This window comes from Pseudescherichia sp. L3 (genome assembly GCF_024656065.1).
In the GTDB taxonomy this organism is placed as follows: domain Bacteria; phylum Pseudomonadota; class Gammaproteobacteria; order Enterobacterales; family Enterobacteriaceae; genus Pseudescherichia.
Window position 1 is genome coordinate 2,225,634 of record NZ_JANKYC010000001.1, and the last position, 25,384, is coordinate 2,251,017.

The 25,384-nt window shown below is 55.8% G+C and carries 25 protein-coding genes, 6 tRNA genes and 1 other RNA gene; 16 read left to right on the plus strand and 16 right to left on the minus strand.

The window, feature by feature from the left end:
* Positions 1-61: 61 nt before the first annotated feature.
* Together NR795_RS10790 and NR795_RS10795 are read right to left on the minus strand one after the other, a co-directional pair.
* Positions 62-137, minus strand: a tRNA-Ala gene (locus NR795_RS10790).
* Positions 138-177: 40 nt separating this feature from the next.
* Positions 178-253 (minus strand) — tRNA-Ala (locus NR795_RS10795).
* A 219-nt stretch (positions 254-472) separates the two neighbouring features.
* Between NR795_RS10795 and NR795_RS10800 the strand changes: the two genes are divergently transcribed.
* Both NR795_RS10800 and NR795_RS10805 read left to right on the plus strand, forming a co-directional pair.
* Positions 473-835, plus strand: coding sequence for a YfeC-like transcriptional regulator (locus NR795_RS10800; RefSeq protein WP_144818227.1), 363 nt, complete (start codon positions 473-475; stop codon positions 833-835).
* A 1-nt stretch (position 836) separates the two neighbouring features.
* On the plus strand, positions 837-1,229 hold the full coding sequence (locus tag NR795_RS10805) for a YfeC-like transcriptional regulator (protein ID WP_257758192.1): 393 nt from the start codon (positions 837-839) through the stop codon (positions 1,227-1,229).
* Positions 1,230-1,280: 51 nt separating this feature from the next.
* Here NR795_RS10805 and gltX read toward each other — a convergent pair whose 3' ends face one another.
* Positions 1,281-2,696 (minus strand): glutamate--tRNA ligase, encoded by a 1,416-nt coding sequence (gltX, locus tag NR795_RS10810; RefSeq protein ID WP_144818225.1) that lies wholly within the window; start codon positions 2,694-2,696, stop codon positions 1,281-1,283.
* 257 nt (positions 2,697-2,953) lie between these two features.
* On the opposite strand from gltX, the gene NR795_RS10815 reads away from it, so the two are divergent.
* The 7 genes from NR795_RS10815 to NR795_RS10845 all read left to right on the plus strand — a co-directional run bounded on the left by NR795_RS10815 (position 2,954) and on the right by NR795_RS10845 (position 5,223).
* Positions 2,954-3,029 (plus strand) — tRNA-Val (locus tag NR795_RS10815).
* 41 nt (positions 3,030-3,070) lie between these two features.
* A tRNA-Val gene (locus NR795_RS10820) sits at positions 3,071-3,146 on the plus strand.
* Positions 3,147-3,176: 30 nt separating this feature from the next.
* Positions 3,177-3,252, plus strand: a tRNA-Val gene (locus tag NR795_RS10825).
* Positions 3,253-3,256: 4 nt separating this feature from the next.
* Positions 3,257-3,332 (plus strand) — tRNA-Lys (locus NR795_RS10830).
* Positions 3,333-3,427: 95 nt separating this feature from the next.
* Positions 3,428-3,563: non-coding RNA, RtT sRNA (locus NR795_RS10835), on the plus strand.
* Between the two features lie 212 nt (positions 3,564-3,775).
* Complete coding sequence (locus NR795_RS10840) at positions 3,776-4,120, plus strand: FlxA-like family protein (RefSeq protein ID WP_257758193.1); 345 nt, start codon at positions 3,776-3,778, stop codon at positions 4,118-4,120.
* 110 nt (positions 4,121-4,230) lie between these two features.
* Positions 4,231-5,223 (plus strand): bile acid:sodium symporter family protein, encoded by a 993-nt coding sequence (locus tag NR795_RS10845; RefSeq protein WP_257758194.1) that lies wholly within the window; start codon positions 4,231-4,233, stop codon positions 5,221-5,223.
* On the opposite strand, the gene NR795_RS10850 is transcribed toward NR795_RS10845, so the two are convergent.
* The 3 genes from NR795_RS10850 to zipA all read right to left on the minus strand — a co-directional run bounded on the left by NR795_RS10850 (position 5,220) and on the right by zipA (position 8,553).
* A complete protein-coding gene (locus tag NR795_RS10850; protein WP_144818222.1) occupies positions 5,220-5,435 on the minus strand; it encodes a DUF3820 family protein in 216 nt (71 codons plus the stop codon). The two genes, NR795_RS10845 and NR795_RS10850, sit on opposite strands and share 4 nt — an antisense overlap.
* Position 5,436: 1 nt before the next feature.
* Positions 5,437-7,455 carry an NAD-dependent DNA ligase LigA gene (ligA, locus tag NR795_RS10855; RefSeq protein WP_144818221.1) on the minus strand — a complete coding sequence of 673 codons (2,019 nt, stop codon included), beginning with the start codon at positions 7,453-7,455 and terminating at the stop codon, positions 5,437-5,439.
* Between the two features lie 72 nt (positions 7,456-7,527).
* On the minus strand, positions 7,528-8,553 hold the full coding sequence (zipA, locus tag NR795_RS10860) for a cell division protein ZipA (RefSeq protein ID WP_257758195.1): 1,026 nt from the start codon (positions 8,551-8,553) through the stop codon (positions 7,528-7,530).
* Positions 8,554-8,783: 230 nt separating this feature from the next.
* Here zipA and cysZ point away from each other — a divergent pair, with 230 nt between their 5' ends.
* The 5 genes from cysZ to crr all read left to right on the plus strand — a co-directional run bounded on the left by cysZ (position 8,784) and on the right by crr (position 13,628).
* Positions 8,784-9,545, plus strand: a complete 762-nt coding sequence (gene cysZ, locus NR795_RS10865; protein WP_222888451.1) for a sulfate transporter CysZ — start codon at positions 8,784-8,786, stop codon at positions 9,543-9,545.
* 152 nt (positions 9,546-9,697) lie between these two features.
* On the plus strand, positions 9,698-10,669 hold the full coding sequence (gene cysK, locus NR795_RS10870; RefSeq protein WP_042389425.1) for a cysteine synthase A: 972 nt from the start codon (positions 9,698-9,700) through the stop codon (positions 10,667-10,669).
* Between the two features lie 379 nt (positions 10,670-11,048).
* Positions 11,049-11,306, plus strand: coding sequence for a phosphocarrier protein Hpr (ptsH, locus tag NR795_RS10875; RefSeq protein ID WP_002913505.1), 258 nt, complete (start codon positions 11,049-11,051; stop codon positions 11,304-11,306).
* A gap of 44 nt (positions 11,307-11,350) precedes the next feature.
* Complete coding sequence (gene ptsI, locus NR795_RS10880) at positions 11,351-13,078, plus strand: phosphoenolpyruvate-protein phosphotransferase PtsI (protein ID WP_144818218.1); 1,728 nt, start codon at positions 11,351-11,353, stop codon at positions 13,076-13,078.
* Between the two features lie 40 nt (positions 13,079-13,118).
* Entirely contained in the window at positions 13,119-13,628 is a 510-nt protein-coding gene (gene crr, locus NR795_RS10885) for a PTS glucose transporter subunit IIA (protein ID WP_042389417.1), read from the plus strand.
* Between the two features lie 63 nt (positions 13,629-13,691).
* On the opposite strand, the gene pdxK is transcribed toward crr, so the two are convergent.
* From pdxK to NR795_RS10935, 10 genes are all read right to left on the minus strand, one after another.
* Complete coding sequence (gene pdxK / locus NR795_RS10890) at positions 13,692-14,528, minus strand: pyridoxine/pyridoxal/pyridoxamine kinase (RefSeq protein ID WP_144818217.1); 837 nt, start codon at positions 14,526-14,528, stop codon at positions 13,692-13,694.
* 5 nt (positions 14,529-14,533) lie between these two features.
* A complete protein-coding gene (gene cysM / locus NR795_RS10895) occupies positions 14,534-15,445 on the minus strand; it encodes a cysteine synthase CysM (protein ID WP_257758196.1) in 912 nt (303 codons plus the stop codon).
* A 113-nt stretch (positions 15,446-15,558) separates the two neighbouring features.
* Entirely contained in the window at positions 15,559-16,653 is a 1,095-nt protein-coding gene (cysA, locus tag NR795_RS10900) for a sulfate/thiosulfate ABC transporter ATP-binding protein CysA (RefSeq protein WP_042389407.1), read from the minus strand.
* On the minus strand, positions 16,643-17,515 hold the full coding sequence (gene cysW, locus NR795_RS10905) for a sulfate/thiosulfate ABC transporter permease CysW (protein ID WP_257758197.1): 873 nt from the start codon (positions 17,513-17,515) through the stop codon (positions 16,643-16,645). The genes cysA and cysW overlap by 11 nt, the downstream gene beginning before the upstream one ends.
* A complete protein-coding gene (gene cysT, locus NR795_RS10910) occupies positions 17,515-18,348 on the minus strand; it encodes a sulfate/thiosulfate ABC transporter permease CysT (RefSeq protein ID WP_042389399.1) in 834 nt (277 codons plus the stop codon). Before cysT ends, cysW begins: the two co-directional genes overlap by 1 nt.
* Positions 18,348-19,364 (minus strand): sulfate ABC transporter substrate-binding protein, encoded by a 1,017-nt coding sequence (locus tag NR795_RS10915; protein WP_257758198.1) that lies wholly within the window; start codon positions 19,362-19,364, stop codon positions 18,348-18,350. The genes cysT and NR795_RS10915 overlap by 1 nt, the downstream gene beginning before the upstream one ends.
* 448 nt (positions 19,365-19,812) lie before the next feature.
* Positions 19,813-21,168, minus strand: a complete 1,356-nt coding sequence (locus NR795_RS10920) for an OprD family porin (RefSeq protein ID WP_257758199.1) — start codon at positions 21,166-21,168, stop codon at positions 19,813-19,815.
* A 198-nt stretch (positions 21,169-21,366) separates the two neighbouring features.
* Positions 21,367-22,266 (minus strand): Dyp-type peroxidase, encoded by a 900-nt coding sequence (locus NR795_RS10925; protein ID WP_222888458.1) that lies wholly within the window; start codon positions 22,264-22,266, stop codon positions 21,367-21,369.
* A gap of 91 nt (positions 22,267-22,357) precedes the next feature.
* Entirely contained in the window at positions 22,358-22,936 is a 579-nt protein-coding gene (locus NR795_RS10930; protein WP_257758200.1) for an RpoE-regulated lipoprotein, read from the minus strand.
* Positions 22,937-22,969: 33 nt separating this feature from the next.
* The gene (locus NR795_RS10935; protein ID WP_144818210.1) at positions 22,970-23,395 is read right to left on the minus strand and encodes a GNAT family acetyltransferase; all 426 of its coding nucleotides are present in this window, start codon (positions 23,393-23,395) and stop codon (positions 22,970-22,972) included.
* A gap of 209 nt (positions 23,396-23,604) precedes the next feature.
* On the opposite strand from NR795_RS10935, the gene amiA reads away from it, so the two are divergent.
* On the plus strand, positions 23,605-24,477 hold the full coding sequence (amiA, locus tag NR795_RS10940; RefSeq protein ID WP_144818209.1) for an N-acetylmuramoyl-L-alanine amidase AmiA: 873 nt from the start codon (positions 23,605-23,607) through the stop codon (positions 24,475-24,477).
* Positions 24,477-25,379, plus strand: coding sequence for an oxygen-dependent coproporphyrinogen oxidase (gene hemF, locus NR795_RS10945; RefSeq protein WP_257758201.1), 903 nt, complete (start codon positions 24,477-24,479; stop codon positions 25,377-25,379). The genes amiA and hemF overlap by 1 nt, the downstream gene beginning before the upstream one ends.
* Positions 25,380-25,384: the final 5 nt, after the last annotated feature.

Genomic DNA, 25,384 nt, shown 5'->3' on the forward strand with positions numbered 1-25,384 from the left:
TGTTCGTGAAAGAGGAGTGACAGATATAAAAAAACCCTCGCAAATGCGAGGGTCTGAATTTTGGTGGAGCTAAGCGGGATCGAACCGCTGACCTCTTGCATGCCATGCAAGCGCTCTCCCAGCTGAGCTATAGCCCCACAGTCTTCTTTACGCACCAAATCTGTTGGGTTCAGAATTTGGTGGAGCTAAGCGGGATCGAACCGCTGACCTCTTGCATGCCATGCAAGCGCTCTCCCAGCTGAGCTATAGCCCCGTTGCGTAAAGCTGTCGTGTTGACGGGCGGCATAATATGAATTCCTTTGTCAGGTGTCAACGGCAAAATCTCACTCTGTCTCTCAACCGCTGAAAAAGCAAACAAATGAACGACATTGCGCGCCTGCTCGCAGCCAGGAGTTAAACCTGTCACATTTTCGCGTAAAATGGTGCTATAAAATGAACCCCTAATTACCCCTACTGCTCGTCAGGAAATCGTATGATCAAGGAACGAATGACGCCGGAAGAGTTAGCCAGACTGACAGGCTATAGCCGCCAAACCATTAACAAGTGGGTACGCAAAGAGGGCTGGGTAACGTCACCTAAGCCAGGCGTGCAGGGTGGCAAGGCGCGCGTAGTGCATATCAATGAACAGGTGCGTGAGTTTATCCGCAACGCTCGCCGGGCGGCCGATGCGACGCTCTACGCTGATGCCAGCCTGGATACCTCACTCGACGTGCTGCTGGTAACGCTGGCGAAAGAGATGACGCCTTCTGAACAGAAACAGCTGACCTCTCTGTTAATGCGCGAGGGGATCAGCGGCCTGCTCCAACGGCTGGGTATTCGCGGTAGGGATAAGTAAGATGAAGCTACCTGATAAAATGACGCCTGAAGAGATGGCGGACTACCTTGGCGTGGCCAGACAAACCGTTAACCGTTGGATCCGTGAACAGAGTTGGACAACCGAGACGCTAACCGGTGTGAAAGGCGGCCGGGCACGGCTGATCCATATTGATGAGCGCGTGCTGGCCTATATGCGCAAAACGCCGGTGGTTCGTCACCGCCAGTCGGCCTGGTCAATGGCGGAACCCGCCGCAGACTACGGCACGTTGTTTCAAACCGCCTCGCTACGCCAGATTAATACTGTTCTGCAGAATATGACGCCCGCAGAGCAGGAGCGTCTGGAACGCTTCCTGGCACGAGAAGGCCTGCGCGGGTTTTTAACCCGGCTGGGCATTGTCGACGATGAGGCATAAAAAAACGGCAGGTTAACCCTGCCGTTTTTGTTGAGTGCGGTTACCGCCTGCTTACTGCTGGCTTTCGCGCTCTGCAATAAAGCCCAGCGCGCGGTTAATACGCTCAACGCTGCGGGTTTTACCAATCGCATGTACGGTAACGTCCAGCGCAGGCGACTGCCCTGCCCCGGTCACGGCCACGCGCAGCGGCATCCCGACTTTACCCATTCCCACTTCCAGCTCATCGGCGGTCGCCTGAATCGCATGGTGGATATGTTCCGCCGTCCAGTCGGTCAGAGCGGCCAGCTTGTCGCGCACCACTTCCAGCGGCTGACGCGCAACCGGACGGAGGTGCTTCTTGGCGGCGTCGGCGTCAAACTCGGCAAACTCTTCATAGAAGTAGCGGCAGCTCTCGGCAATCTCTTTCAGCGTTTTGCAGCGCTCGCCCAGCAGTCCGATCAGCTCTGACAGCTGCGGGCCGGTGCGGGTGTCGATATTTGCCTGCTCGATATGCCACTGCAGATGGGTGGCAACGTACTCCGGCGCCAGGGTGTTGATATAGTGGTGGTTCAGCCACAGCAGCTTGTCGGTGTTAAAGGCGCTGGCCGATTTGCTTACCGCACCCAGCGAGAAGAGGTTGATCATCTCTTCGCGGCTGAAGATCTCCTGATCGCCGCTGGACCAGCCCAGACGCACCAGGTAGTTAAGCAGCGCTTCTGGCAGATAGCCGTCATCACGATACTGCATAACGCTCACCGCGCCGTGGCGCTTGGAGAGCTTTTTGCCGTCGTCGCCGTTGATCATGGAGACGTGAGCATAGACCGGCACCGGGGCATTCAGCGCTTTCAGAATGTTGATCTGGCGCGGGGTGTTGTTGATGTGGTCTTCACCGCGGATCACGTGGGTGATCTGCATATCCCAGTCGTCAACCACTACACAGAAGTTATAGGTTGGCGAACCGTCGGTGCGGCGGATGATCAGATCGTCCAGCTCCTGGTTGCTGAATTCGATCGGGCCACGGATCTGGTCATCAAAGATCACTGAGCCATCCTGCGGGTTCGCAAAGCGTACGACGCAAGGTTCATCGGCAGCGTGTTCGCTGTGGTCATGGCGGCAGCGGCCGTCATAGCGCGGCTTCTCGCCGTTGGCCATCTGCTCTTCACGCAGCGCCTCCAGACGCTCTTTAGAGCAGTAGCAACGGTAGGCGGTGCCCACTTTCAGCATGTCGTCAATAACTGCATTGTAGCGGTCGAAACGTTTGGTCTGGAAATAGGGGCCTTCATCCCACTCCAGATTCAGCCAGTTCATGCCATCCATAATGGCTTCGATAGCCTCTGGCGTAGAGCGTTCGAGATCGGTGTCTTCAATACGCAGCACAAACTCACCGTTCTGGTGACGTGCGAAAAGCCAGGAATAGAGAGCGGTACGCGCCCCACCGACGTGCAGATAGCCGGTCGGGCTTGGCGCGAAGCGAGTTTTGATTTTCATGAAATGGCCTTACGTTGATAACGATGCCGACAGCCGGCAAGTCCTGGAAAACAGAATGGGCAATATTCTATCACCCTGCGCTGATTCCTCAATGTTGTTACTACTCTGGGTGAGTCAAAGCCGTTTTTTGTTTAGAAATCATGCGTACGCAGCGATTTATGCGCCGCTTTGTCTAAATTTACGACGAACAAACAAAATCTTGAGAAAAGGCGTTGACTCATTTTCAACTCTCCCTATAATGCGACTCCACACAGCGGGGGTGATTAGCTCAGTTGGTAGAGCATCTCCTTTACACGGAGGGGGTCGGCGGTTCGAGCCCGTCATCACCCACCATCATTAAGATGATGACCGCAGTGTAGATAAGCAGTGAGATTGGGCGATTAGCTCAGTTGGTAGAGCATCTCCTTTACACGGAGGGGGTCGGCGGTTCGAGCCCGTCATCGCCCACCAATCTCAACTTATCAACAGCAGTTCCGAAATGGGCGATTAGCTCAGTTGGTAGAGCATCTCCTTTACACGGAGGGGGTCGGCGGTTCGAGCCCGTCATCGCCCACCATTTCGGGTCGTTAGCTCAGTTGGTAGAGCAGTTGACTTTTAATCAATTGGTCGCAGGTTCGAATCCTGCACGACCCACCAATGTAAAAAAGCGCCCTAAAGGCGCTTTTTTGCTTTCTGCCGTTTTCAAAAGATTCGATAAAATTGTCCGGAACAATTTTGAGCAACGCATAGCGTTGACCCAAAGGGCGAGTCTCAGGATGAGACGAGTATACCTGCGGCAGGTTCGTGTCGAGCGCAGTGAGACAACGGAGCCGTTTACGGCGACGGCCCGAAGGGCGAGCGAAGCGAGTCATCCTGCACGACCCACCAATGTAAAAAAGCGCCCTAAAGGCGCTTTTTTGCTTTCTGCCGTCCGTGATTTAACGCCGGGCGGCACTGCGTTTGCCCGGCCTACGGTGAGCGCAGTGCGTTTTGTAGGTCGGGTCAGCGAAGCGCCACCCGACATGCCGATGTCGACTTTCTCTCTCAAGCTCTCTAAAAAAATGCCGATATAACAAGTTTATGGCAAGAGAGGTTTTATAATGACAACAATTTCAACAACTACGCCGTCAGTCCAGTCCGGCAGTTCCGGACGCTCTTCCAGCAGCGCCAGCAGCGATATCGCCTCCCAGATCCAGAGCCTGACCCTGCAGGTCACCAAACTCACCAAACAGCTGAAAGAGATCGCGAGCGGCAGCGGCACCACGGAAGAGAAGAAAAAGCAGCAGGAGCTGATTCAGGATCAGATCAAGATGCTGCAGGCACAGATCGCACAGCTTCAGCGCCGTCAGGCAGAAGAGGCGCAGAAAAATCAGGAGCAGAAACAGGCTAAAGCCGAAGGCGTCAATTCCCCCTCCGCCGAAAATAAGATTGATATCTATATCTAATCGCTCAGAGAGGCATTAAGCCTCTCTCATTTCTCAACAAACGCGATAAATCACTTTTCATTAACATCCAGATAAAAGCAAAATGGTGGCACTGTCTTTCAGGAGTCATTATGAAATTTTTACGCGTCCTCGATCCGTTTACGCTCACGCTTATTGCCGTTGTTTTAGTGGCCTCTTTTTTTCCAGCCCGCGGCGGCTTCGTCCCCTTCTTTGAAGGACTCACCACCGCCGCTATCGCCCTGCTCTTCTTTATGCACGGCGCCAAACTCTCCCGCGAGGCCATTATTGCTGGCGGCAGCCACTGGCGACTGCACCTCTGGGTGATGTGCAGCACCTTTATCCTCTTCCCGGTGCTGGGCGTGCTGTTTGCCTGGTGGGCACCGGTCAACGTCAGCCCAGAGCTCTATACCGGTTTTCTCTACCTCTGCATTCTGCCAGCCACCGTACAGTCCGCGATCGCTTTTACCTCGCTGGCCGGTGGTAACGTAGCGGCTGCGGTGTGCTCCGCCTCAGCCTCCAGCCTGCTAGGCATCTTCCTCTCGCCACTGCTGGTGGGTCTGGTGATGGATATGCACGGCGCACAGGGCAGCCTTGAGCAGGTAGGGAAAATCATGCTGCAACTGCTGCTGCCGTTTGTGCTCGGCCACCTGTCACGTCCGTGGACCGCCGCATTTGTGGCGCGTAATAAAAAGTGGATCGCTAAAACCGACCAGACCTCAATTCTGCTGGTGGTCTACTCTGCCTTCAGCGAGGCGGTGGTGAACGGTATCTGGCATAAGGTGGGAATGGGATCGCTGCTGTTTATCGTGATTGTCAGCCTGGTCCTGCTGGCGATTGTGATGGGGGTAAATATCCTCGTGGCACGCCTCTGCGGCTTTAACAAAGCCGATGAGATTACCATCGTCTTCTGCGGCTCAAAAAAGAGCCTGGCCAACGGTATCCCGATGGCCAATATTCTTTTCCCGACGTCCGTCATTGGCATGATGGTGCTGCCGCTGATGATCTTCCACCAGATCCAACTGATGGTCTGTGCCGTGCTGGCGCGCCGCTATAAGCGTCAGGCGGAGGCACAGCATGCCCATCAGGCTGCTGATAACAGCTAAGAACGCCGGAGGGGCTGCACAAGATGCGTCAGCCCCTCGGTTTTAATTAGCAACGTAAAGGCCATCAATTGCCCAAGATGCCCGGGCGGAAACGTCTCCTTGCGGGCAAACCAGAGCAGATACTCCTCCGGAAGATCGATCAGCATCCGGCCCTTATATTTACCAAAGGGCATCTCAGTGTTAGCAATCTCTACCAGCTGGGCCTTATCCATCTCAGGCTCCCATCAGGCGCAGCATCTCGTCTTCGTCGATCACCGCAATCCCCAGCTCCTGCGCTTTAGCCAGCTTAGAGCCCGCCGCCTCACCGGCAATCACCAGATCGGTCTTTTTCGATACGCTGCCCGCAACCTTCGCCCCCAGCTCCACCAGCCGCGCCTTCGCGTCATCCCGGGACATTTGGCTCAGACTACCGGTTAGCACCACCGTTTTACCGGCAAACGGGCTGTCGATCTCTTCCGCATTGACCACCAGCGGCTTCGGCCAATGAATGCCCACCCCTTCGACCAGATCGCGGATCACCTCGCGGTTGCTCTCTTCTGCCAGGAAGTTAAACACGTGGGTAGCAACCACAATACCGACGTCCGGCACCTTCTGCAGATCCTCAATCGATGCTGCCTCCAGCGCCTCAAGAGTACCAAAGTGCGCGGCGAGGCCTGCCGCCGTGGCTTCCCCTACCTCGCGAATGCCCAGTGCATAGAGGAAGCGGGCAAAGGTGGTCTCTTTCGCCTTCTCCAGCGCGTTAACCACGTTCTGCGCCGACTTCGGCCCCATGCGATCCAGCCCCGTGAGCTTACCCGCCGTCAGGCGGAACAGGTCGGCGGGCGTATGCACATACTCCTTCTCCACCAGCTGGTCGATAATCTTATCGCCCATGCCGTCAACATCCATCGCCCGGCGGGAGACAAAGTGTTTCAGCGACTCTTTACGCTGCGCGCCGCAGATCAGGCCCCCGGTACAGCGGGCTACCGCCTCGCCCTCAACGCGCTCAACGTCAGAGCCGCAGACCGGGCAGTGCGTCGGGAATGCAACGTCACGGGCATCTGCCGGACGCTCGGACTCAACAACGTTAACCACCTGCGGGATCACATCGCCCGCCCGGCGGATCACCACCCGATCGCCAATTTTAAGCCCCAGCCGGGCGATTTCGTCCGCATTGTGCAGAGTGGCGTTACTCACCAGTACGCCTGCGACGTGCACCGGCTCAAGGCGCGCCACGGGCGTGATCGCCCCGGTGCGTCCCACCTGGAACTCCACGTCGCGCACAAAGGTCAACTGCTCCTGGGCGGGGAATTTAAACGCCACCGCCCAGCGTGGGGCTCGGGCAACAAACCCCAGCTGCTCCTGCAGATCGAGAGAATCGACCTTGATGACTACCCCGTCGATATCGAACCCCAGCGTTGGGCGATCCGCTTCTACCTGATGATAAAAGTCCAGCACGGCTTCCGGCGTATCACAGATGCGAATGCGATCGCTCACCGGCAGGCCCCAGGCCTTGAACTGCTGCAGGCGTCCCAAATGGCTGCGGGGCAAATCGCCACCCTGTAGGATCCCGACGCCGTAGCAGAAGAAGGTCAGCGGTCGTTTGGCGGTTACGCGCGGGTCGAGCTGGCGCAGCGAGCCTGCCGCCGCGTTGCGCGGATTAGCGAATACCTTGCCGCCAGTACGCCGGGCTTCGTCGTTGATCTTCTCAAAACCGGCCTGAGGCAGAAAGACCTCGCCGCGCACTTCCAGCCGCGTCGGGATATTATCCCCGCGCAGCTTGAGCGGGATTGCCCGGATGGTGCGCACGTTGGTAGTGATATCCTCGCCGGTGGTGCCGTCCCCGCGCGTCGCGGCCTGGATCAGCACGCCGTTCTCATAGATGATACTCACCGCCAGCCCATCGAGCTTGAGCTCACAGCAGTAGCTCAGCGCATCGGTACTTTTCAGGCGATCCTGTACGCGCTTGTTGAACGCCAGAAAGCTCTCTTCGTCGAAGACGTTATCCAGCGACAGCATCGGGACTTCATGGCGTACCTGGGTAAAGGCGGTTAGCGGCGCAGCGCCAACCCGCTGGGTAGGAGAGTCCGGGGTAATAAGATCGGGATGCTCTGCCTCCAGGGCGCGTAGCTCGCGCAGCAGGCGGTCATATTCGGCATCCGGGACTTCAGGGGCATCCATCACGTGATAGAGATATTCATGATGGCGAAGCGTGGTTCGCAGTTCAGTTAGCTGTTGTTCGATTGAGTCCATATCGCACCATCAATAGAAAAAACCCCCGACAGGCGGGGGCTTATAAGAGAGATAACACTACTACCGCAGGCGTTACGCGTTCGCTTCTTTCACTTCGCGAATGCGGTCCTGGTACTCACGCAGTTTCTGCGGAGTCATCATTCGACGCTGATCGTCCAGTACGACGCCGCCAACTTCATCGGCAATGTACTGCGCAGACTGAAGCATCAGCTTAAAGTTCTGCATCTCATCGCCATAGGACGGCACCTGCATAAACATGGTAACGCCCGGCGTCGTAAAGTTGCCGGTCATCTCAGGGTCGAATGTACCCGGATTAACCATATTTGCCAGGCTGAACAGCGCCGGGCCACTGCCGTCGGGGCTCAGGTGGCGATGGAAAATGTTCATGTCACCAAAGGCAAAACCGGCCTGCTGAATGCTGGCCAGCAGCACTTCACCACTCAGTTCGCTGCCGGGATGCGCGGCAACGTTCATGATAATCACAGTCTCTTTGCGCTGCGGCTTCTCTGCGACAGCTGGTGTTTCCTGCGGCGCAGGCTCCGGTGCTGGCTGCTGGGCTACCGGCTGCTGAGCTACTGGTTGCTGAGACAGAGGCTGCTGTACAGGCTGTTGCTGAACAGGTTGATGCTGTACCGGCTGCTGTTGAATCGGTTGCTGTTGCACAGGCGGGTGCTGAACAGGCTGCGTCGGTGCACTTCTCACCGGCTGAGGTTCAACGTACGGTGCAGCAGGCTGCTGAGGCGGAGCCTGGCGCAGCGGCTCATCCGGCTGCACAGGGGCGTGCTGGCGAGGTTGAGCAGACGCGTAAGGCGGCTGATACTGGTGCTGCGGCGTTCGCGGAACGTCATGCTCCTGACCCGCACTCGGGGCGTGGCCCGTTTTATGAACACGCACTTCACCCACGCCTTCATCGACGTTATCTTCGGTATCGTCGTCATACGACTCATCGTCGTCACGACGCGACTTCATGCGTTTCATTGGGCGATCGCGGAACATCGTCGAACGCTCTTTCCGGCTGGTCCAAAAACCGTGAACCAGTAAAGCGATTATGGCGATCGCGCCAACAATGATTAATATCAGACGCAAATCCTGCATCATTATATTCTCTGTTGTTCTAACACCTTGCCACCACGGCAAACATTTACTCACTAAGAGTATTTGCCGTTCACCGCAAGTGCAAGTGCACACGCAGCTTTCACCGCATAAAGATGTGTAAAATCGTGATTTTTGCTGTTTTTTCGAACATTTCCGAGCTGTGCAGCCTGCGCGATACGGATAATATAGCCATGCACCCCATTCGGGGGTGATTAAAGGAGTATAGCCTGACTATGGTTTCAACATCGGTCACCCCACCTCGCAGTGGCGTTTATTACTTTTCCCAGGGCTGGAAGCTCATCACCCTGCCCGGCATACGGCGCTTTGTGATTATGCCGCTGCTGGTCAATATTGTCCTGATTGGCTGTGCCTTTGCCTGGCTCTTTACCCAGCTCGATAGCTGGATCCCCGCGCTGATGAACCACGTACCGGACTGGCTGCAGTGGTTGAGCTATCTGCTCTGGCCCATCGCCGTGATCTCTGTGGTACTGGTCTTTGGCTACTTCTTCTCAACCATTGCCAACTGGATTGCCGCCCCGTTTAACGGCCTGCTGGCCGAGCAGCTTGAAGCCCGGCTGACCGGCGCGACGCCGCCGGATACGGGCATCACCGGTATCGTTAAAGATCTGCCGCGGATCATGAAGCGCGAGTGGCAGAAGCTGGCGTGGTATCTGCCGCGGGCAGCCGTTCTACTGCTGCTCTACTTTATTCCCGGTATTGGGCAGACGGTCGCCCCGGTGCTGTGGTTCCTGTTTAGCGCATGGATGCTGGCGATCCAGTATTGCGACTATCCATTTGATAACCACAAAGTGGCCTTTAAAACCATGCGCGGTGCCCTGCGCGCCCGAAAGGTGACCAACATGCAATTTGGCGCGCTTACCAGCCTGTTTACCCTTATCCCGGTACTCAACCTGGTGATTATGCCGGTTGCCGTCTGCGGTGCCACCGCCATGTGGGTGGACTGCTATCGCTCGAAGCATGCCCTGTGGAAATGAAGGGTGGAAATGGATGGGCTATTCCGTTCTTATTCCATAGTTGTTGCTATTATTTCTCATCAGCATATAGATATGCGAAATCCGTACTTCCGCATATTCCTTAACCGCGTATGCTGATGTCGTTCCCAAATTCATACAGTTAAGGACGGGCTATGAGTAAGATTTTTGAAGACAACTCGTTGACTATCGGCCACACGCCGCTGGTCCGACTGAACCGCATCGGTAATGGACGCATCCTCGCTAAGGTCGAGTCCCGTAACCCAAGCTTCAGCGTAAAATGCCGTATTGGTGCCAATATGATTTGGGATGCCGAAAAACGCGGCGTGCTAAAAGCAGGCGTTGAGCTGGTTGAACCGACCAGCGGCAACACCGGTATCGCCCTGGCCTACGTGGCGGCCGCACGTGGCTACAAACTGACCCTGACCATGCCGGAAACCATGAGTATTGAACGGCGTAAGCTGCTGAAAGCGTTGGGCGCGAACCTGGTGCTGACCGAAGGCGCGAAAGGCATGAAGGGTGCGATTCAGAAAGCGGAAGAGATCGTTGCCAGCGATCCGGCTAAGTATCTGCTGCTGCAGCAGTTCAGCAACCCGGCTAACCCGGAAATTCATGAAAAAACCACCGGCCCGGAGATCTGGGAAGATACCGATGGTCAGGTTGATGTGTTTATCTCTGGCGTCGGCACCGGCGGTACGCTGACCGGCGTGTCGCGCTACATTAAAAACACCAAAGGTAAAACCGACCTCATCACCGTGGCGGTAGAGCCGACGGACTCCCCGGTTATCGCCCAGGCGCTGGCAGGCGAAGAGCTGAAGCCTGGCCCGCACAAAATTCAGGGTATCGGCGCTGGCTTTATCCCTGGCAACCTCGATCTGAAGCTGATCGACAAAGTGGTGGCGATCACCAACGATGAGGCGATTAGCGTTGCCCGTCGCCTGATGGAAGAGGAAGGCATTCTGGCTGGGATCTCCTCCGGTGCCGCCGTTGCCGCTGCGCTGAAGTTGCAGGAAGATGAGGCCTTTACCAACAAGAACATTGTCGTTATTCTGCCTTCTTCAGGTGAGCGCTATTTGAGTACCGCCCTGTTTGCCGATCTCTTTACTGAAAAAGAGCTGCAGCAGTAGTCGCGGACAGCGAGAATCGCATAAAAAAGCACCTTTCGGGGTGCTTTTTTGTGGCCCACGTCAAACTTTCAACTCACCTGGCATTGATTCGCCCCGTTGGGTCTGGTATTTAACCAGCACATTTATTTTGAAGCGCGAAATTAATCGAATTGTGACTTTAAACTAGCTGAATCGATTTTAGGATTTGGTTGAAGTCTCGCTTTCGCGGCATAATGTTAATGACGAGTACTTGCCACGGTCAAAAGTGCCCGCAGCGGATTGCGCAGGCGAACTTTTGCCCCGCGTCCCGTTATGCCGGCGCTAACAATACAGGCTAAAGTTGTGCCGCCAGGCTAGACTTTAGATCCACAACACTAAACCTATAAGTTGGGGAAATATAATGTTCCAGCAAGAAGTTACCATTACCGCTCCGAACGGTCTGCATACCCGCCCTGCTGCTCAGTTTGTGAAAGAAGCGAAAGGCTTCACTTCAGAGATCACTGTGACCTCCAACGGCAAAAGCGCTAGCGCAAAAAGCCTGTTCAAACTCCAGACTCTGGGCCTGACCCAGGGTACCGTTGTAACGCTGTCCGCCGAAGGCGAAGACGAGCAGAAAGCCGTAGAGCATCTGGTAAAACTGATGGCTGAACTCGAGTAAGTTCCGGGTTCTTTTAAAAAATCAGTCACAAGTAAGGTAGGGTTATGATTTCAGGCATTTTAGCATCCCCGGGTATCGCTTTCGGCAAAGCACTGCTGCTGAAAGAAGACGAGATCGTCATCGACCGGAAAAAAATTTCTGCCGATAAGGTTGATCAGGAAGTTGAACGTTTTCTGAGCGGTCGTGCCAAGGCATCCGCACAGCTCGAAACGATCAAAACCAAAGCTGGTGAAACCTTCGGTGAAGAAAAAGAAGCCATCTTCGAAGGCCACATCATGTTGCTGGAAGATGAGGAGCTGGAGCAGGAAATCATAGCCCTGATTAAAGATAAAAACATGACGGCTGATGCAGCTGCGCATGAAGTTATCGAAGGTCAGGCAACTGCCCTGGAAGAGCTGGACGACGAGTACCTGAAAGAGCGTGCGGCTGACGTGCGCGACATCGGTAAACGCCTGCTGCGCAACATCCTCGGCCTGGCGATCATCGACCTGAGCGCTATTCAGGACGAAGTCATTCTGGTTGCGGCGGATTTGACTCCGTCAGAAACTGCACAGCTGAACCTGAACAAGGTGCTGGGCTTTATCACCGACGCGGGTGGACGCACCTCCCACACCTCTATCATGGCGCGCTCTCTTGAGCTGCCTGCCATCGTGGGTACCGGTAGCGTCACCTCCCAGGTGAAAAACGACGACTATCTGATCCTCGATGCGGTGAATAACAAAGTTTATGTTAATCCCACCAACGATGAGATCGAAAACCTGCGTAACGTGCAGGAGCAGGTTGCTTCCGAGAAAGCTGAACTGGCGAAGCTGAAAGATCTGCCGGCGATCACCCTTGACGGCCATCAGGTCGAAGTGTGCGCCAACATTGGTACCGTGCGTGACGTAGACGGCGCCGAGCGCAACGGCGCAGAAGGCGTAGGTCTCTACCGTACCGAATTCCTGTTTATGGACCGTGACGCGCTGCCTACTGAAGAAGAGCAGTTTGCTGCCTATAAAGCGGTGGCAGAAGCCTGCGGCTCTCAGGCAGTGATCGTCCGTACCATGGACATTGGCGGCGATAAAGAGCTGCCGTACATGAACTTCCCGAAAGAAGAGAACCCGTTCCTCGGCTGGCGTGCCGTGCGTATCGCTATGGATCGTAAAGAGATCCTCCGTGACCAGGTCCGCGCTATCCTGCGTGCCTCCGCGTTCGGCAAGCTGCGCATCATGTTCCCGATGATCATCTCTGTTGAAGAGGTGCGCGTGCTGAAAAAAGCGATCGAAACCTTCAAGCAGGAGCTGCGTGACGAGGGTAAAGCTTTTGACGAGAGCATTGAAGTGGGCGTCATGGTGGAGACCCCTGCCGCAGCCACTATCGCCCGTCACCTGGCGAAAGAGGTCGATTTCTTCAGTATCGGCACCAACGACTTAACCCAGTACACCCTGGCAGTTGACCGCGGTAATGATATGATCTCCCATCTGTATCAGCCGATGTCGCCGTCTGTATTGACCTTAATTAAGCAAGTTATTGATGCTTCTCATGCTGAAGGTAAATGGACCGGCATGTGTGGAGAGCTTGCAGGCGACGAACGTGCTACACTTCTGTTGCTGGGGATGGGGCTGGATGAATTCAGTATGAGTGCCATTTCTATCCCGCGCATTAAGAAGATTATTCGTAACACGAACTTCGAAGATGCGAAGGTTTTAGCAGAGCAGGCTCTTGCTCAACCGACAACGGACGAGTTAATGACGCTGGTTAACAAGTTCATTGAAGAAAAAACAATCTGCTAATCCACGAGATGCGGCCCAAATTACTGCTTAGGAGAAGATCATGGGTTTGTTCGATAAACTGAAATCTCTGGTTTCTGACGATAAGAAAGATACCGGAACCATTGAGATTATTGCTCCGCTGTCTGGCGAGATCGTCAATATCGAAGATGTGCCGGATGTGGTGTTTGCTGAAAAAATCGTTGGTGATGGCATCGCTATCAAACCAACCGGCAACAAAATGGTTGCGCCTGTTGATGGCACCATTGGCAAGATTTTTGAAACCAACCATGCCTTCTCTATCGAATCCGATAGCGGCATTGAGCTGTTCGTTCACTTCGGTATCGATACCGTTGAGCTGAAAGGCGAAGGTTTCAAACGTATCGCTGAAGAAGGCCAGCGCGTTAAGGTTGGCGATCCGGTCATCGAGTTCGATCTGCCGCTGCTGGAAGAGAAAGCCAAGTCTACCCTGACGCCGGTTGTTATCTCCAACATGGACGAGATCAAAGAGCTGAACAAGCTGTCCGGTAGCGTAACCGTGGGCGAGACCCCGGTGATCCGCATTAAGAAGTAATTCTTGCCGGAATGCAAAATGGCACCCACCCGGGTGCCATTTTTGTTTCTTATCTTGATAAAATCAGGCCGGTAATATTAATTCATCGTAACCTGCCTGCTGGGTATAGCGCATTACCGCTGTAACCCGATCGCCTGCACGACCCATCGCCTCTGCCACCCTCGTCCCCTGCACGATATGGCTCACCAGCTCAGAGCAGAAGAGATCGCCCGTACCTTTCAGATCGGTGGCTACCCGTGGGTGTGCACTGATGGTCACCCCCTCTTCAGTAACCAGCACAATATGGATCGCGTCCGGGTCGTCGGCAACGGGCGCGCTGGTAATGGCCACCCACTTGAGCGTCTCTGACAGCAGCCCTTTCGCCGCTGCAACGGCGCTTTCAGGATCCCGGCACGGCTGGCCGCTCAATATTTCCAGCTCATAGACGTTGGGGGTGATGCCCTGGGCCAGCGGCAGCAGATGCTGACGATAGGCCTCAGGGATGTCAGGATGCACGTAGGTGCCGCTGTCGATATCACCGATCACCGGGTCCACCAGAATCAGCAGATCCGGATGCGTCTCTTTTACCGTACGGAGCCACTGCGCCAGCAGCGCAATCTGGCTGGCGCTGCCCATATAGCCGGTGGTCACCGCCTTCAGCTCACGCAGAATATCCCGCTCCCCTAGCGCTTTCAGGTAGCCGCTGAACCACTCGTCGGGAATGACGCCGCCGTAGAAGGTATCGTAGTGCGGCGTATTGCTGAACAGCACCGTAGGTACCGCCGTGACGGTCAGCTGATGCTGACGAATATTGGGCACGGCGATGCTGTTGCCAACGCTGCCGTAGACCACCTGAGACTGCACCGCCACGATATCCGTCTGCTGCGCTCGGGTCTTATCCCGAAATAAGATCATCTCCATAATAGTTAAATCCCCGCCCCCTGGGCATAGCTCTCCTCACCAAATACGCCGGTTGACAGGTAGCGATCGCCACGGTCGCAGATAATCGCCACCACCACCGCCCCCGGATTTTCATTGGCCACGCGAATTGCACCCGCAACCGCGCCGCCGGAGCTCACGCCGCAGAAGATCCCCTCCCGCACCGCCAGCGCCCGCATGGTGTTCTCAGCGTCGCGCTGGTGAATATCCAGCACCTGATCCACCAGCGAGGCGTTGAAAATGCCCGGCATGTACTCCGCTGGCCAGCGGCGGATACCGGGAATGCTGCTCCCCTCTTCCGGCTGCAGGCCGACGATGGACACCGGTTTCGCCTGCTCGCGCAGAAAACGCGATACCCCGGTAATAGTGCCGGTCGTGCCCATGCTGGAGACAAAATGGCTGATGCGGCCGCCGGTCTGCTGCCAGATCTCTGGCCCGGTGGTAGTGTAGTGGGCATAAGGATTATCGGGATTATTGAACTGGTCGAGAAGCTTACCCTCCCCGCGCTGGGCCATCGCCGCAGCCAGATCCCGCGCCCCCTCCATCCCCTGCTCACGGCTCACCAGAATCAACTCCGCGCCGTAGGCGTGCATCGCTGCACGTCGCTCCTGACTCATATTGTCCGGCATGAACAGCTTCATGCGGTAGCCTTTGAGTGCGGCGATCATCGCCAGAGCGATACCGGTGTTGCCGCTGGTGGCCTCAATCAGTACGTCGCCGGGTTTTATCTCGCCCCGCTTCTCTGCCTGTACGATCATCGAGAGCGCGGCCCGGTCCTTTACCGAGCCGGCAGGATTATTTCCCTCCAGCTTGACCCAGATTTCACTGCCGTTGTCGGGGGTCATACGCTGAAGTTTTACCAGAGGGGTATTGCCGATGGTGTGTTCGAGTGTGTTCACGATCGCTATCCAATAAAAAGCCCGGTGGCGCTATCGCTTACCGGGCCTACGGGGAGCTTTGTAGGCCGGGTAAGCGCAGCGCCACCCGGCAAAAACCACGTAACGTTAAACTATCAGGCAGAGTGCGCCAGAGCAAGATCCCCACGCTCGGCAAGACGCTCGGTGCCATGGTAGAGACGCGCATTTTGCAGGCCGATGAACAGACGTTCACCGCGCTGCGGCGCATCCTCTCCACGCAGCACCACCGACAGCGGTTCGTCATACCAGCCCTGAGGCTGCACCACCAGTTGGGTATAGTGCCCTTTTGGGCTGGCTTCAACGACGACTACCGGCAGCGGCGCGTCTAGGCTGGTACGGCGGCTGATATCCACTTCCCACGGACGCAGGAAGAGATCGACCTCGCCCTGGTGCGCCGGCGTGTAACCCAGCGGCCAGCGGTGCGCGCCAACGTGGAACTGACTGCCGCGCACTACGCCGTGCAGACGGTTTACCTCCCCCATAAATTCCAATACGAAGCGGGTCGCAGGCTCACGCCAGACCTGCTCGGGGACATCGACCTGCTCAATATTGCCCTGGCTCATGACCACCACGCGGTCGGCCACTTCCATCGCCTCCTCCTGATCGTGGGTCACGAAGACGCTGGTGAATTTAAGCTCTTCGTGCAGCTCACGCAGCCAACGACGCAGCTCTTTACGCACCTGCGCATCCAGCGCACCAAAAGGCTCATCCAGCAGCAGGATCTGCGGATCCGGGGCCAGGGCGCGTGCCAGCGCGACGCGCTGCTTCTGCCCGCCGGAGAGCTGAGCCGGATAGCGATCGGCAAGATGCGCCAGCTGAACCATCTCCAGCAGTTTGGTCACCTTGGCTTTGATCGCCGCCGCGTTCGGTCTCTCGCGTCGCGGTAGCACCGTCAGGCCAAAGGCAATGTTGTCGAACACCGTCATATGGCGGAACAGCGCGTAGTGCTGAAACACAAAGCCGACCTTACGGTCGCGGGCATGCAGACGGCCCACGTCAGTGCCGTGAAAACGGATATGTCCGCTGGTCTGGTGCTCAAGCCCGGCAATAATACGCAGCAGCGTGGTTTTGCCCGAGCCGGACGGCCCCAGCAGCGCTACCATCTGCCCGGAAGGGATATCCAGCGAGATATCATTCAGCACCTGGGTGCGACCAAAAGACTTCTTAATATTGGCAATCTCAATGCTCATGATTTCCCTCCTGTTGCGAGCGTTTCTCTTGATTATGTAAACGCCACTGCAACCCACTCTTTAAAAACAGGGTCAAAATAGCCATTAACGTCAGCAGGGCCGCGGCGGTAAAGGATCCCACCGTGTTGTAGTCCTGCTCGAGTAACTCAATCTGTAGCGGCAGCGACAGGGTTTCGCCGCGAATAGAGCCGGACACCACCGATACCGCACCAAACTCGCCGATGGCGCGGGCGTTGGTCAGCACCACGCCGTAGAGCAGCGCCCAGCGAATGTTCGGCAGCGTGACGCGACGGAACATCTGCCAGCCGGATGCACCCAACAAAATTGCGGCCTCGTCCTCGTGGCTGCCCTGGCTAAGCATCACCGGCACCAGCTCACGCACCACAAACGGACAGGTGACGAAAATGGTCACCAGCGCCATGCCGGGCCATGCGAACATAATCTGTAAATTGTGCTCGTCGAGCCAGCCGCCAAGCGGGCCGTTGGAGCCATAAAACAGCAGGTAGACAAGGCCCGCCACCACCGGCGATACGGCAAACGGTATATCGAGCAGGGTCAACAGCAGCTGACGACCGGGGAAATTAAAGCGGGTCACCAGCCAGGCGAGCAGCGTTCCGAATACAAGGTTAACCGGAACGGTGATCAGGGCAATCAGCACCGTCAGCCAGATAGCGTGGAGCATATCCGGATTGGCGAGGTTCTCCAGCACCGGCATCAGCCCTTTACTAAAGGCCTGCACGAAAATGTAGACCATCGGCACCACCAGGATGAATGCCGAGATCAGCATCCCGGTACCGATCAGGAACCATTTACCCCAGTTAATCCGGGAACGATCGTGTTTCAATTGGGAGACTTCCGCCATTAGTGACCTACCACCCGTCGACCAAAGCGACTTTGCAGAGTATTAATTGAGAACAGCAGCAGCAGTGAGGCCGCAAGGATCACCGAGGCGATAGCGCTCGCCGCCGGGTAGTCAAACTCTTGCAGACGCACGAAAATCATCAGCGAGGTCACTTCGGTTTTCCAGGCGATGTTGCCAGCGATAAAAATCACCGCGCCGAACTCCCCAAGGCTGCGGGTAAACGACAGCGCCACGCCCGCCAGCAGCGCCGGAGAAAGCTCTGGCATCACGACTTTACGGAAGCTTTGCAGCCGCGTTGCGCCCAGGGTCTGGGCCGCCTCTTCATACTCCGGCCCTAGCTCCTCCAGCACCGGCTGCACCGTCCGCACCACAAAGGGGATGCTGGTAAAGGCCATCGCCACGGCAATGCCGAGCCAGGTATAGGTGACTTTGATATCAAACTGCGCCAGCCACTGGCCGTAAAATCCGTTGACGGAAAAGAGCGAGGCGAGGGTCAGGCCCGCCACCGCCGTCGGTAGGGCAAACGGCAGGTCCATCAGTGCATCCAGCAGGGTGCGCCCAGGGAAACGGTAGCGCGTCAGGATCCACGCCATCAGCAGGCCAAAGACGCCGTTGAAAATCGAGGCGACAAAGGCCGACAGCAGGGTAACCTTATAGGCGGCGACAACCTGCGGATTAGTCACCACCTCCCAGTACTGCGCCCAGCTCATCTCTGAGAGCTGCATAACCAGCGCGCTAAGAGGCAAGAGCAGGATCAGGCAAACGAACAGCAGGCTGGTTCCAAGGCTTAGGGTAAAGCCGGGCAGCACGCGTTTTGAAGCCACTGCAAACATTAGCTACGCCCCGCCGCCAGCAACTTGTCCAGCTCGCCGCCGCTCGTAAAGTGGGTTTTCATCACGTCTGGCCAGGAGCCAAAGCGATCTTCCACCTTAAACAGTTCGGTCTGCGGAAACTTGTCCTTCAGCTTCTCCATCACGTCCGGGTTATTCACCCGGTAGTAGTAATCAGTAATGATGGTCTGCGCCTGCGGACTATAGAGATAGTTCAGGTACGCTTTCGCCGCCTTCTCTGTGCCGTTGGCCTTCACGTTTTTATCAACCCATGCCACCGGGAACTCCGCCAGGATGTTGACCTTTGGCACCACAACCTCAAAGCCCTGATCCTCATACTGCTTACGAATGGTGTTCACTTCGGATTCAAATGTGATGAGCACATCGCCGAGGCCACGCTCAACGAAGGTGGTGGTGGCGCCACGGCCGCCGGTATCAAACACCTCAACATTTTTCAGGAACTGAGTCATGAACTGTTCGGTTTTTGCCTTATCGCCGCCGTCAGCTTTATCCGCCGCGCCCCATGCTGCCAGATAGGTATAGCGGGCGTTGCCGGAGGTTTTCGGATTCGGGAAGATCAGCTTGACGTCAGCGCGCACCAGATCGCGCCAGTCGTGGATATTTTTCGGGTTGCCCTTGCGCACCAGGAACGCCATCGTGGAGTAGAACGGCGAGCTGTTGTTCGGCAGGCGGCTCTGCCAATCCGCTGGGATAAGCTTGCCTTTATCATGCAGGATCTGCACGTCGGTGATCTGGTTATAGGTCACCACGTCCGCCTTCAGCCCCTGTAAGATAGCCAGCGCCTGCTTGGAGGAGCCCGCGTGTGACTGTTTGATCGTCAGCGTGTCGCCGCCGTTCTCTTTCGCCCACTGCTGCTCAAACGGGGGATTAAGGGCGGCAAACAGCTCGCGAGAGACGTCATAGGAGCTGTTGAGCAACTCCGTCGCCTGCGCCTGCGCTACCAGCAACACTGAAGCGGCAAGCGTCAGATATCCTTTTTTCAGTAAGTTAACGGCCATTGCGCACCCTTATATCTGTGATGACTATCAAAAACACAGTTTATTTATAAGCAGTACGAAAGGAGTAACGGTTTTATATACCGTTTGGTGATTTGCAAGCAGAAAAGAGCATAAGCGGTGTCCGGGCTCACCAGGGCGATAGCCGGGCACCGCTTACAGCGCGGTATCATCTGGCGCGATAGAGATAGCGATGGCTCGTGCCGTTCCGTTTAATCTCCCGGCAAACCATTTGCAATCTGACCAGAATGGTTAAGATAAACCCAACCTGCTTCCTGTTTAAATCGAGAAACTCGCATACATCGTTAACTGAGAAGAGGATCCGTGGATTCTCATAAAACAGAAAATAGGTTTTTTTAATCAGGTCCAGAGGTACCGTTTTTGCAAAATAGCTTTTGATATCCATAAGAAATATATTCAGCATGAATAAACTTATCGGGTGTGAGCGTGTTTAAAGGCTGAACCGATAAGTTACGCTCATTTCTCCGCAAAGAGAGTTAGCGCGTTGCGAATGTCCATCATAAAGTTTTGGCGTGGTGTAGTCTGACTCTTGCTCATGATGCCAGCCGTAACCACCATTTAAATAAACAGACCAGTTTTTAGCCGGGTTCCAGTTGCTGTACATCCCCAACTGCCCCTGACGCAATGTTTCGCCTTCATACTCGAACTCACTGTAGTTCGTCCGCACGCCCACCGAGAGATCGGGGGTAAATTTATACTCAGCGGCTAACGCCAGCATGGTTTCACCGTCACGGACGTAATCAATATCCGCATAGGCCGGTGAGTTAAAACGGCCACGGGCATTACCAATGACGTTACGGGTAAATTGGCCTACCCCGTTTGTTTTCTTGGCCTCGGTATAGGTTAAACCACCCAGTATTTTCCAGGGCGTTTGTGGAATACGCCATTCGACAGTGGCCGAGTAGTGCCAGGCTCGCTTATCAAAATCCTGTTTTCCCCTCGCGGTGCTGGAGGTGGTTCTTTTCGCGTCGCTGCCATACTCCTGCTCATAGATTTGCGTTCCAAGGGTAATATCGGGAAAAGCATCCCACCAGCCTTCAAAGCCCTGCTTGAAAAGCAGATCGTCGGCTACGCCGTAGAAGTAGTAGGCTTTCAAGGGATTACTCTTGTAATTGATGCCACCGGTGATCACGTGATCGACATTGCGGCTCTCTCCATTGCCATCTCGGATATACATCCTGTCGATGTTCGGGCTATCACGCCGCATCACCTTCCCGTCGAGAAACAGCGTATCAACACTGACATTATCGATGGCCGTATTGGCAAACCAGCCTGAATGCGTGTTGAGGGACATGCGCTGTGAGTTAGAGAAGATGCCGGTATTCTTGATAGTAAACCAGCCGCCTTTGACGTTTACTTTAGCGCGAAGAATATCCATTTTCAGCTTTGCATAGCGCTGACCAATTTTGGTATAGCCTTTGGCTTCTCCGTCGTCGTTATAGAGAATGGCACGGGAGGAGAAGTTATCACTGGCGCCTAATTTTGCGGCGCTGTAATAGGACGCATCAAAACCGATAAAATCAGCGAAATAACCTGAGGTATAGTCAACGGTCAGCCCCTGCGCCCAGGCTTGCTGTACAGAGGTGGCATAACGCTCTTGCTCATTATCGTAACGGTTTTCCGTCTTTAAATATTTCCACATATTCCTGGCGGAAATATCAAAGCGGGAATCGGCAAAGAAAGGATCGTCGGCAATCGTCTTTTCCCAGTCGCTCGCATTTACATCCGCTGCAAAAAAACAGCAGGGCGAACACGCTATGAGTAATAGCTTTTTTATTGTCATCATAAATCCTTTTAAACTTATTCTTGGAATAAATAATGTTTGCAGGAACTATCTGCAAATAAACGCTAATAAAGCGGGCAGGGAAAATAATGTAAATCAGGAAGTTAAACAGGGAGAGCAGTCACATTTGAATGGTCGGGTAGGCTCTATCGGACATGCCCCTCCTCTGCCCTGCGGAAAGAGGCAGACGAGGGGTGGAGCTTAAAGCGTCAGCAGACGGTCTAACGACGGGGCAAAATAGTAGCCGCCGGTGACCGGGCGGGTGAAGCGCAGCATAGCGTCGCGCTTGCCGTCGGTATCACCAAACATGCTCAGCAGCTGTTGTTCAATGTTGTACAGGCGGGCGCAGTAGGCACAGAAATAGAGCCCGTGCTTGCCGCTTGCCGTACCGTAAGGCAGGCTCTGACGCACGATTTTCAGCCCTTTACCGTTCTCTTTCAGATCGACGCGGCTCAGGTGCGAGGTAATCGGCCGGGCGTCGCCGTCGATCTCTTCATTGGCCTCTTTGGTGCGGCCAATCATCATCTCCTGATCCGGCACGCTCATTCGGTTAAGCTGCTTCAGGTTATGCTCCCAACGCTGGACGAAAACGTAGCTGCCGCCCGCGTCGATGCCCTCCTGAATCACGGCCACCTCGGTGCGTTTTTCACTGCCCGCCGGGTTCTCCGTGCCGTCAACAAAGCCGCTCAGATCGCGATCCTCTACCCAGCGGAAGCCGTGGGTCTCCTCTTTAACCTCCAGCGCGTCACCAAACGCCGCCAGCGCCGCCTGGGCGACAGAGAAGTTAACGTCGTGACGCAGAGAGAGAATGTGGATCATCACATCGTACTGGGTAGCCGGGGCCAGCCCTTTGCCGTAGGGAACAAACTCTTTCAGCTCTTCGGCCCCTTCCCCTCCGCTCAGTTCGGGCCAGACGCGATGACCAAAGGCCACTACCGCCCCGAGATTCGCCTCAGCAAAGGCGAGCTGGAAGTTAGCCAGCTTATCGGCAAAAATTTTACTGCCTTCGCGCAGGGCGTTAACGTCGCCCTTTACGTTCGCTTCGATCCAAATCGCCGCCCGGCAGTGTTCTGGCAAAATGCCGCTTTGAACCTGAGACATCGCTACTCCTCTAAAAAATATGCCGCGCAGCCGCGGCATTAATCGCGCTATTGTACGCGTTTTTTCAGAGAACCAGGATTGTTCCGATCAATTAACGACGCCAAATAATCTTATTCAGGGACCATTTTTTCAGCTCGTCATCCGGCGGCATTAACCCCTCCGGGCCGTTCCAGCTGCCAGTAAAGACATAGCTGACGTGCTGGCTGCCCTGAGCCTTACACTCCACGCCGCCGCTGTCGTCGCCGGTGGCTTTGGTGCAGTTGCCGTAGGCTTTGTCATACAGTTCACTGAAGGGCATACCGACTTTAGCTCCGGTGTCGCTCTCAATGCTGCTGTCGAGCACGTCGATGCGGCTCACTTTGCCGTTTTCACCGTTGACGATCAGCGCGACTTTATCCCCATCCAGCGCCTCATAAAAGCGGATAACGTTGCCGCCCTGATCGGAGCGCATCCCGCTGCGCAGGCGGTAGTCACCGTCCAACGCATCAGCGATAGACGCCTCATCCAGCGCGGTATCCGCCGTCAGGCCCCCCACGCCTTCGTCAGTGACCTCTGATGAGGAACCAAACCAGTTCCAGGGGTTGGCGGCTGACCAGTTCACCGACCCGAGAGTCGAACAGCCGGTCAGGGCCAGCGGCAGGACGCAGAGAAGCATACGCAGCGATTTCATGGCTTAAATCCTTTTGTCTTGGTTGACTAAAACTCAATACTCTTCATCTTCAATCAGGCGCTTGCCGAGGTTAACGACGTCGGCATGCTCATAGCCCAAACGCTCGTACATTCCCAGCACGAGGTCGTTCTCTTCCCGCACCTGAATGTTGATCTTCGGGCAGCCACGGGCAATCAGCTTTTTCTCCAGGCGGTTAAGCAGCGCGTTGGCGATCCCCCGCCCCCGGAACTCCGGATGCACCCCGAGATAGTAGGCCGAGCCGCGATGGCCGTCGTAGCCTCCCATCACCGTACCGACGACTTCCCCGCCGACCTCGGCCACCAGGAACAGGCTAACGTCATGATTTAGCTTGCGTTCGATGTCCATCTCCGGATCGTTCCATGGTCGCAGCAGGTCGCAGCGCTCCCACAGGGTGATCACCTCTTCGAAGTCGGCCTGGCGAAAAACGCGTATCTCCATGGTATGTACCTGCCTTCAGGATCAAAAGGTTGATTATGGCGTGAAGTGCCAGTGAAGCCAATATGCGGCGAAATGACAACGAAAAAATGGCATAATGATGGATTGTCACGTATTGAAATGAAAAATAAAGCAATTCAAAACGTGACGTGTCGTAAGCTTGTAGGCGATACGCTACAACACCAGGGACGCAGGAATACATTTCGAGTCGTATGAGCACATTTAAACCATTAAAAGTACTTACATCGCGTCGTCAGGTTCTGAAAGCAGGTCTGGCGGCATTGACACTGACAGGCACGTCGCGGGCCATCGCAAAAGATGATTCATCGCTGAAAACCGGCAACGGGCACACTAAGCCGAAAGCCAAGAAGGCCGGGGCCAGACGCGTGGTCATGCTGGATCCTGGCCATGGCGGGATCGACACCGGTGCCATCGGTCATAACGGCTCGAAAGAGAAGCATGTGGTACTGGCGATCGCCAAGAACGTGCGAGCGATCCTGCGCAGCAAAGGCATCGACGCGCGGCTGACGCGTACCGGGGATACCTTTATCCCGCTCTACGACCGCGTGGAGATTGCCCACCAGCACGGCGCGGATCTCTTTATGTCGATTCATGCCGACGGCTTTACCAATCCCGATGCAGCAGGCGCGTCGGTATTTGCCCTCTCCAACCGGGGAGCGAGTAGCGCCATGGCAAAATACCTCTCCGATCGCGAGAACGCCGCCGACGACCTGGCCGGTAAAAAAGCGCGCGATAAAGATCACTATTTGCAGCAGGTGCTGTTTGACCTGGTGCAGACCGACACCATTAAGAACAGCCTGACCCTTGGCTCGCATATTCTCAAGCAGATCAAGCCGGTGCACCGCCTGCACAGCAAGCACACCGAGCAGGCGGCGTTTGTGGTGCTGAAGTCTCCCTCCGTCCCCTCGGTACTGGTCGAGACCTCCTTTATTACTAACCCTGCTGAAGAGCAGCTGCTGGGTACCAAGGCGTTTCGCCAGAAGATCGCCACGGCTATCGCCTCTGGCGTGCTGAGCTACTTTAGCTGGTTCGATAATCACAAAGCGCACTCGAAGAAACGTTGATGAGCAAACCTGACGCAAACACTGTTAAAGCCTTTTTCCTTCAGCTGCAGGACAGGATCTGCCAGCAGCTTTCCGCCGTCGACGGCAGCGACTTCTTTGAAGATAACTGGCAGCGTGAGGCCGGCGGCGGTGGGCGCACCCGCGTTCTACGCGATGGCGGCGTCTTCGAGCAGGCGGGAGTGAACTTCTCCCACGTGCACGGCGACGTCCTGCCCGCCTCGGCGACCGCGCACCGCCCCGAGCTGGCCGGGCGCAGCTTTGAAGCCATGGGCGTTTCGCTGGTGGTCCATCCCCACAACCCCTACGTACCGACCAGCCACGCCAACGTGCGCTTCTTCATTGCCGAGAAGCCGGGTGAGGATCCGGTCTGGTGGTTTGGCGGCGGTTTCGACCTCACGCCCTACTACGGCTTTAGCGAGGACGCCGTGCACTGGCACCGCACCGCACGGGATCTCTGCCAGCCGTTCGGCGAAGAGGTCTATCCGCGCTACAAAAAGTGGTGCGATGACTACTTCTATCTGAAGCACCGCCACGAACAGCGCGGCATCGGCGGCCTCTTCTTTGACGATCTCAACACGCCAGACTTTAACCAGTGCTTCGCCTTTGCCCAGGCGGTGGGCGATGGGTATACCCAGGCTTACCTGCCGATTGTCCAGCGGCGGAAAGCGATGGCGTACGGCGATCGCGAGCGCAACTTCCAGCTCTATCGCCGGGGTCGCTACGTTGAATTTAACCTGGTGTGGGATCGCGGGACGCTGTTTGGCTTACAGACCGGCGGGCGCACGGAGTCGATTCTGATGTCGATGCCGCCGAAGGTGGCGTGGGAGTATAACTACCAGCCGCAGGAGGGCAGCCCGGAAGCCGCCCTCAGCGAGTTTATTAAAGTCAAAGAGTGGATTTAACGCTC

Coding starts and splice junctions, on each gene's coding strand:
- NR795_RS10800 (WP_144818227.1), top strand. CDS start 473: ATGATCAAGGAACGAATGACGCCGGAAGAGTTAGCCAGACTGACAGGC.
- NR795_RS10805 (WP_257758192.1), top strand. CDS start 837: ATGAAGCTACCTGATAAAATGACGCCTGAAGAGATGGCGGACTACCTT.
- gltX (WP_144818225.1), bottom strand. CDS start 2,696: ATGAAAATCAAAACTCGCTTCGCGCCAAGCCCGACCGGCTATCTGCAC.
- NR795_RS10840 (WP_257758193.1), top strand. CDS start 3,776: ATGACAACAATTTCAACAACTACGCCGTCAGTCCAGTCCGGCAGTTCC.
- NR795_RS10845 (WP_257758194.1), top strand. CDS start 4,231: ATGAAATTTTTACGCGTCCTCGATCCGTTTACGCTCACGCTTATTGCC.
- NR795_RS10850 (WP_144818222.1), bottom strand. CDS start 5,435: ATGGATAAGGCCCAGCTGGTAGAGATTGCTAACACTGAGATGCCCTTT.
- ligA (WP_144818221.1), bottom strand. CDS start 7,455: ATGGACTCAATCGAACAACAGCTAACTGAACTGCGAACCACGCTTCGC.
- zipA (WP_257758195.1), bottom strand. CDS start 8,553: ATGATGCAGGATTTGCGTCTGATATTAATCATTGTTGGCGCGATCGCC.
- cysZ (WP_222888451.1), top strand. CDS start 8,784: ATGGTTTCAACATCGGTCACCCCACCTCGCAGTGGCGTTTATTACTTT.
- cysK (WP_042389425.1), top strand. CDS start 9,698: ATGAGTAAGATTTTTGAAGACAACTCGTTGACTATCGGCCACACGCCG.
- ptsH (WP_002913505.1), top strand. CDS start 11,049: ATGTTCCAGCAAGAAGTTACCATTACCGCTCCGAACGGTCTGCATACC.
- ptsI (WP_144818218.1), top strand. CDS start 11,351: ATGATTTCAGGCATTTTAGCATCCCCGGGTATCGCTTTCGGCAAAGCA.
- crr (WP_042389417.1), top strand. CDS start 13,119: ATGGGTTTGTTCGATAAACTGAAATCTCTGGTTTCTGACGATAAGAAA.
- pdxK (WP_144818217.1), bottom strand. CDS start 14,528: ATGGAGATGATCTTATTTCGGGATAAGACCCGAGCGCAGCAGACGGAT.
- cysA (WP_042389407.1), bottom strand. CDS start 16,653: ATGAGCATTGAGATTGCCAATATTAAGAAGTCTTTTGGTCGCACCCAG.
- cysW (WP_257758197.1), bottom strand. CDS start 17,515: ATGGCGGAAGTCTCCCAATTGAAACACGATCGTTCCCGGATTAACTGG.
- cysT (WP_042389399.1), bottom strand. CDS start 18,348: ATGTTTGCAGTGGCTTCAAAACGCGTGCTGCCCGGCTTTACCCTAAGC.
- NR795_RS10915 (WP_257758198.1), bottom strand. CDS start 19,364: ATGGCCGTTAACTTACTGAAAAAAGGATATCTGACGCTTGCCGCTTCA.
- NR795_RS10920 (WP_257758199.1), bottom strand. CDS start 21,168: ATGATGACAATAAAAAAGCTATTACTCATAGCGTGTTCGCCCTGCTGT.
- NR795_RS10925 (WP_222888458.1), bottom strand. CDS start 22,266: ATGTCTCAGGTTCAAAGCGGCATTTTGCCAGAACACTGCCGGGCGGCG.
- NR795_RS10930 (WP_257758200.1), bottom strand. CDS start 22,936: ATGAAATCGCTGCGTATGCTTCTCTGCGTCCTGCCGCTGGCCCTGACC.
- NR795_RS10935 (WP_144818210.1), bottom strand. CDS start 23,395: ATGGAGATACGCGTTTTTCGCCAGGCCGACTTCGAAGAGGTGATCACC.
- amiA (WP_144818209.1), top strand. CDS start 23,605: ATGAGCACATTTAAACCATTAAAAGTACTTACATCGCGTCGTCAGGTT.
- hemF (WP_257758201.1), top strand. CDS start 24,477: ATGAGCAAACCTGACGCAAACACTGTTAAAGCCTTTTTCCTTCAGCTG.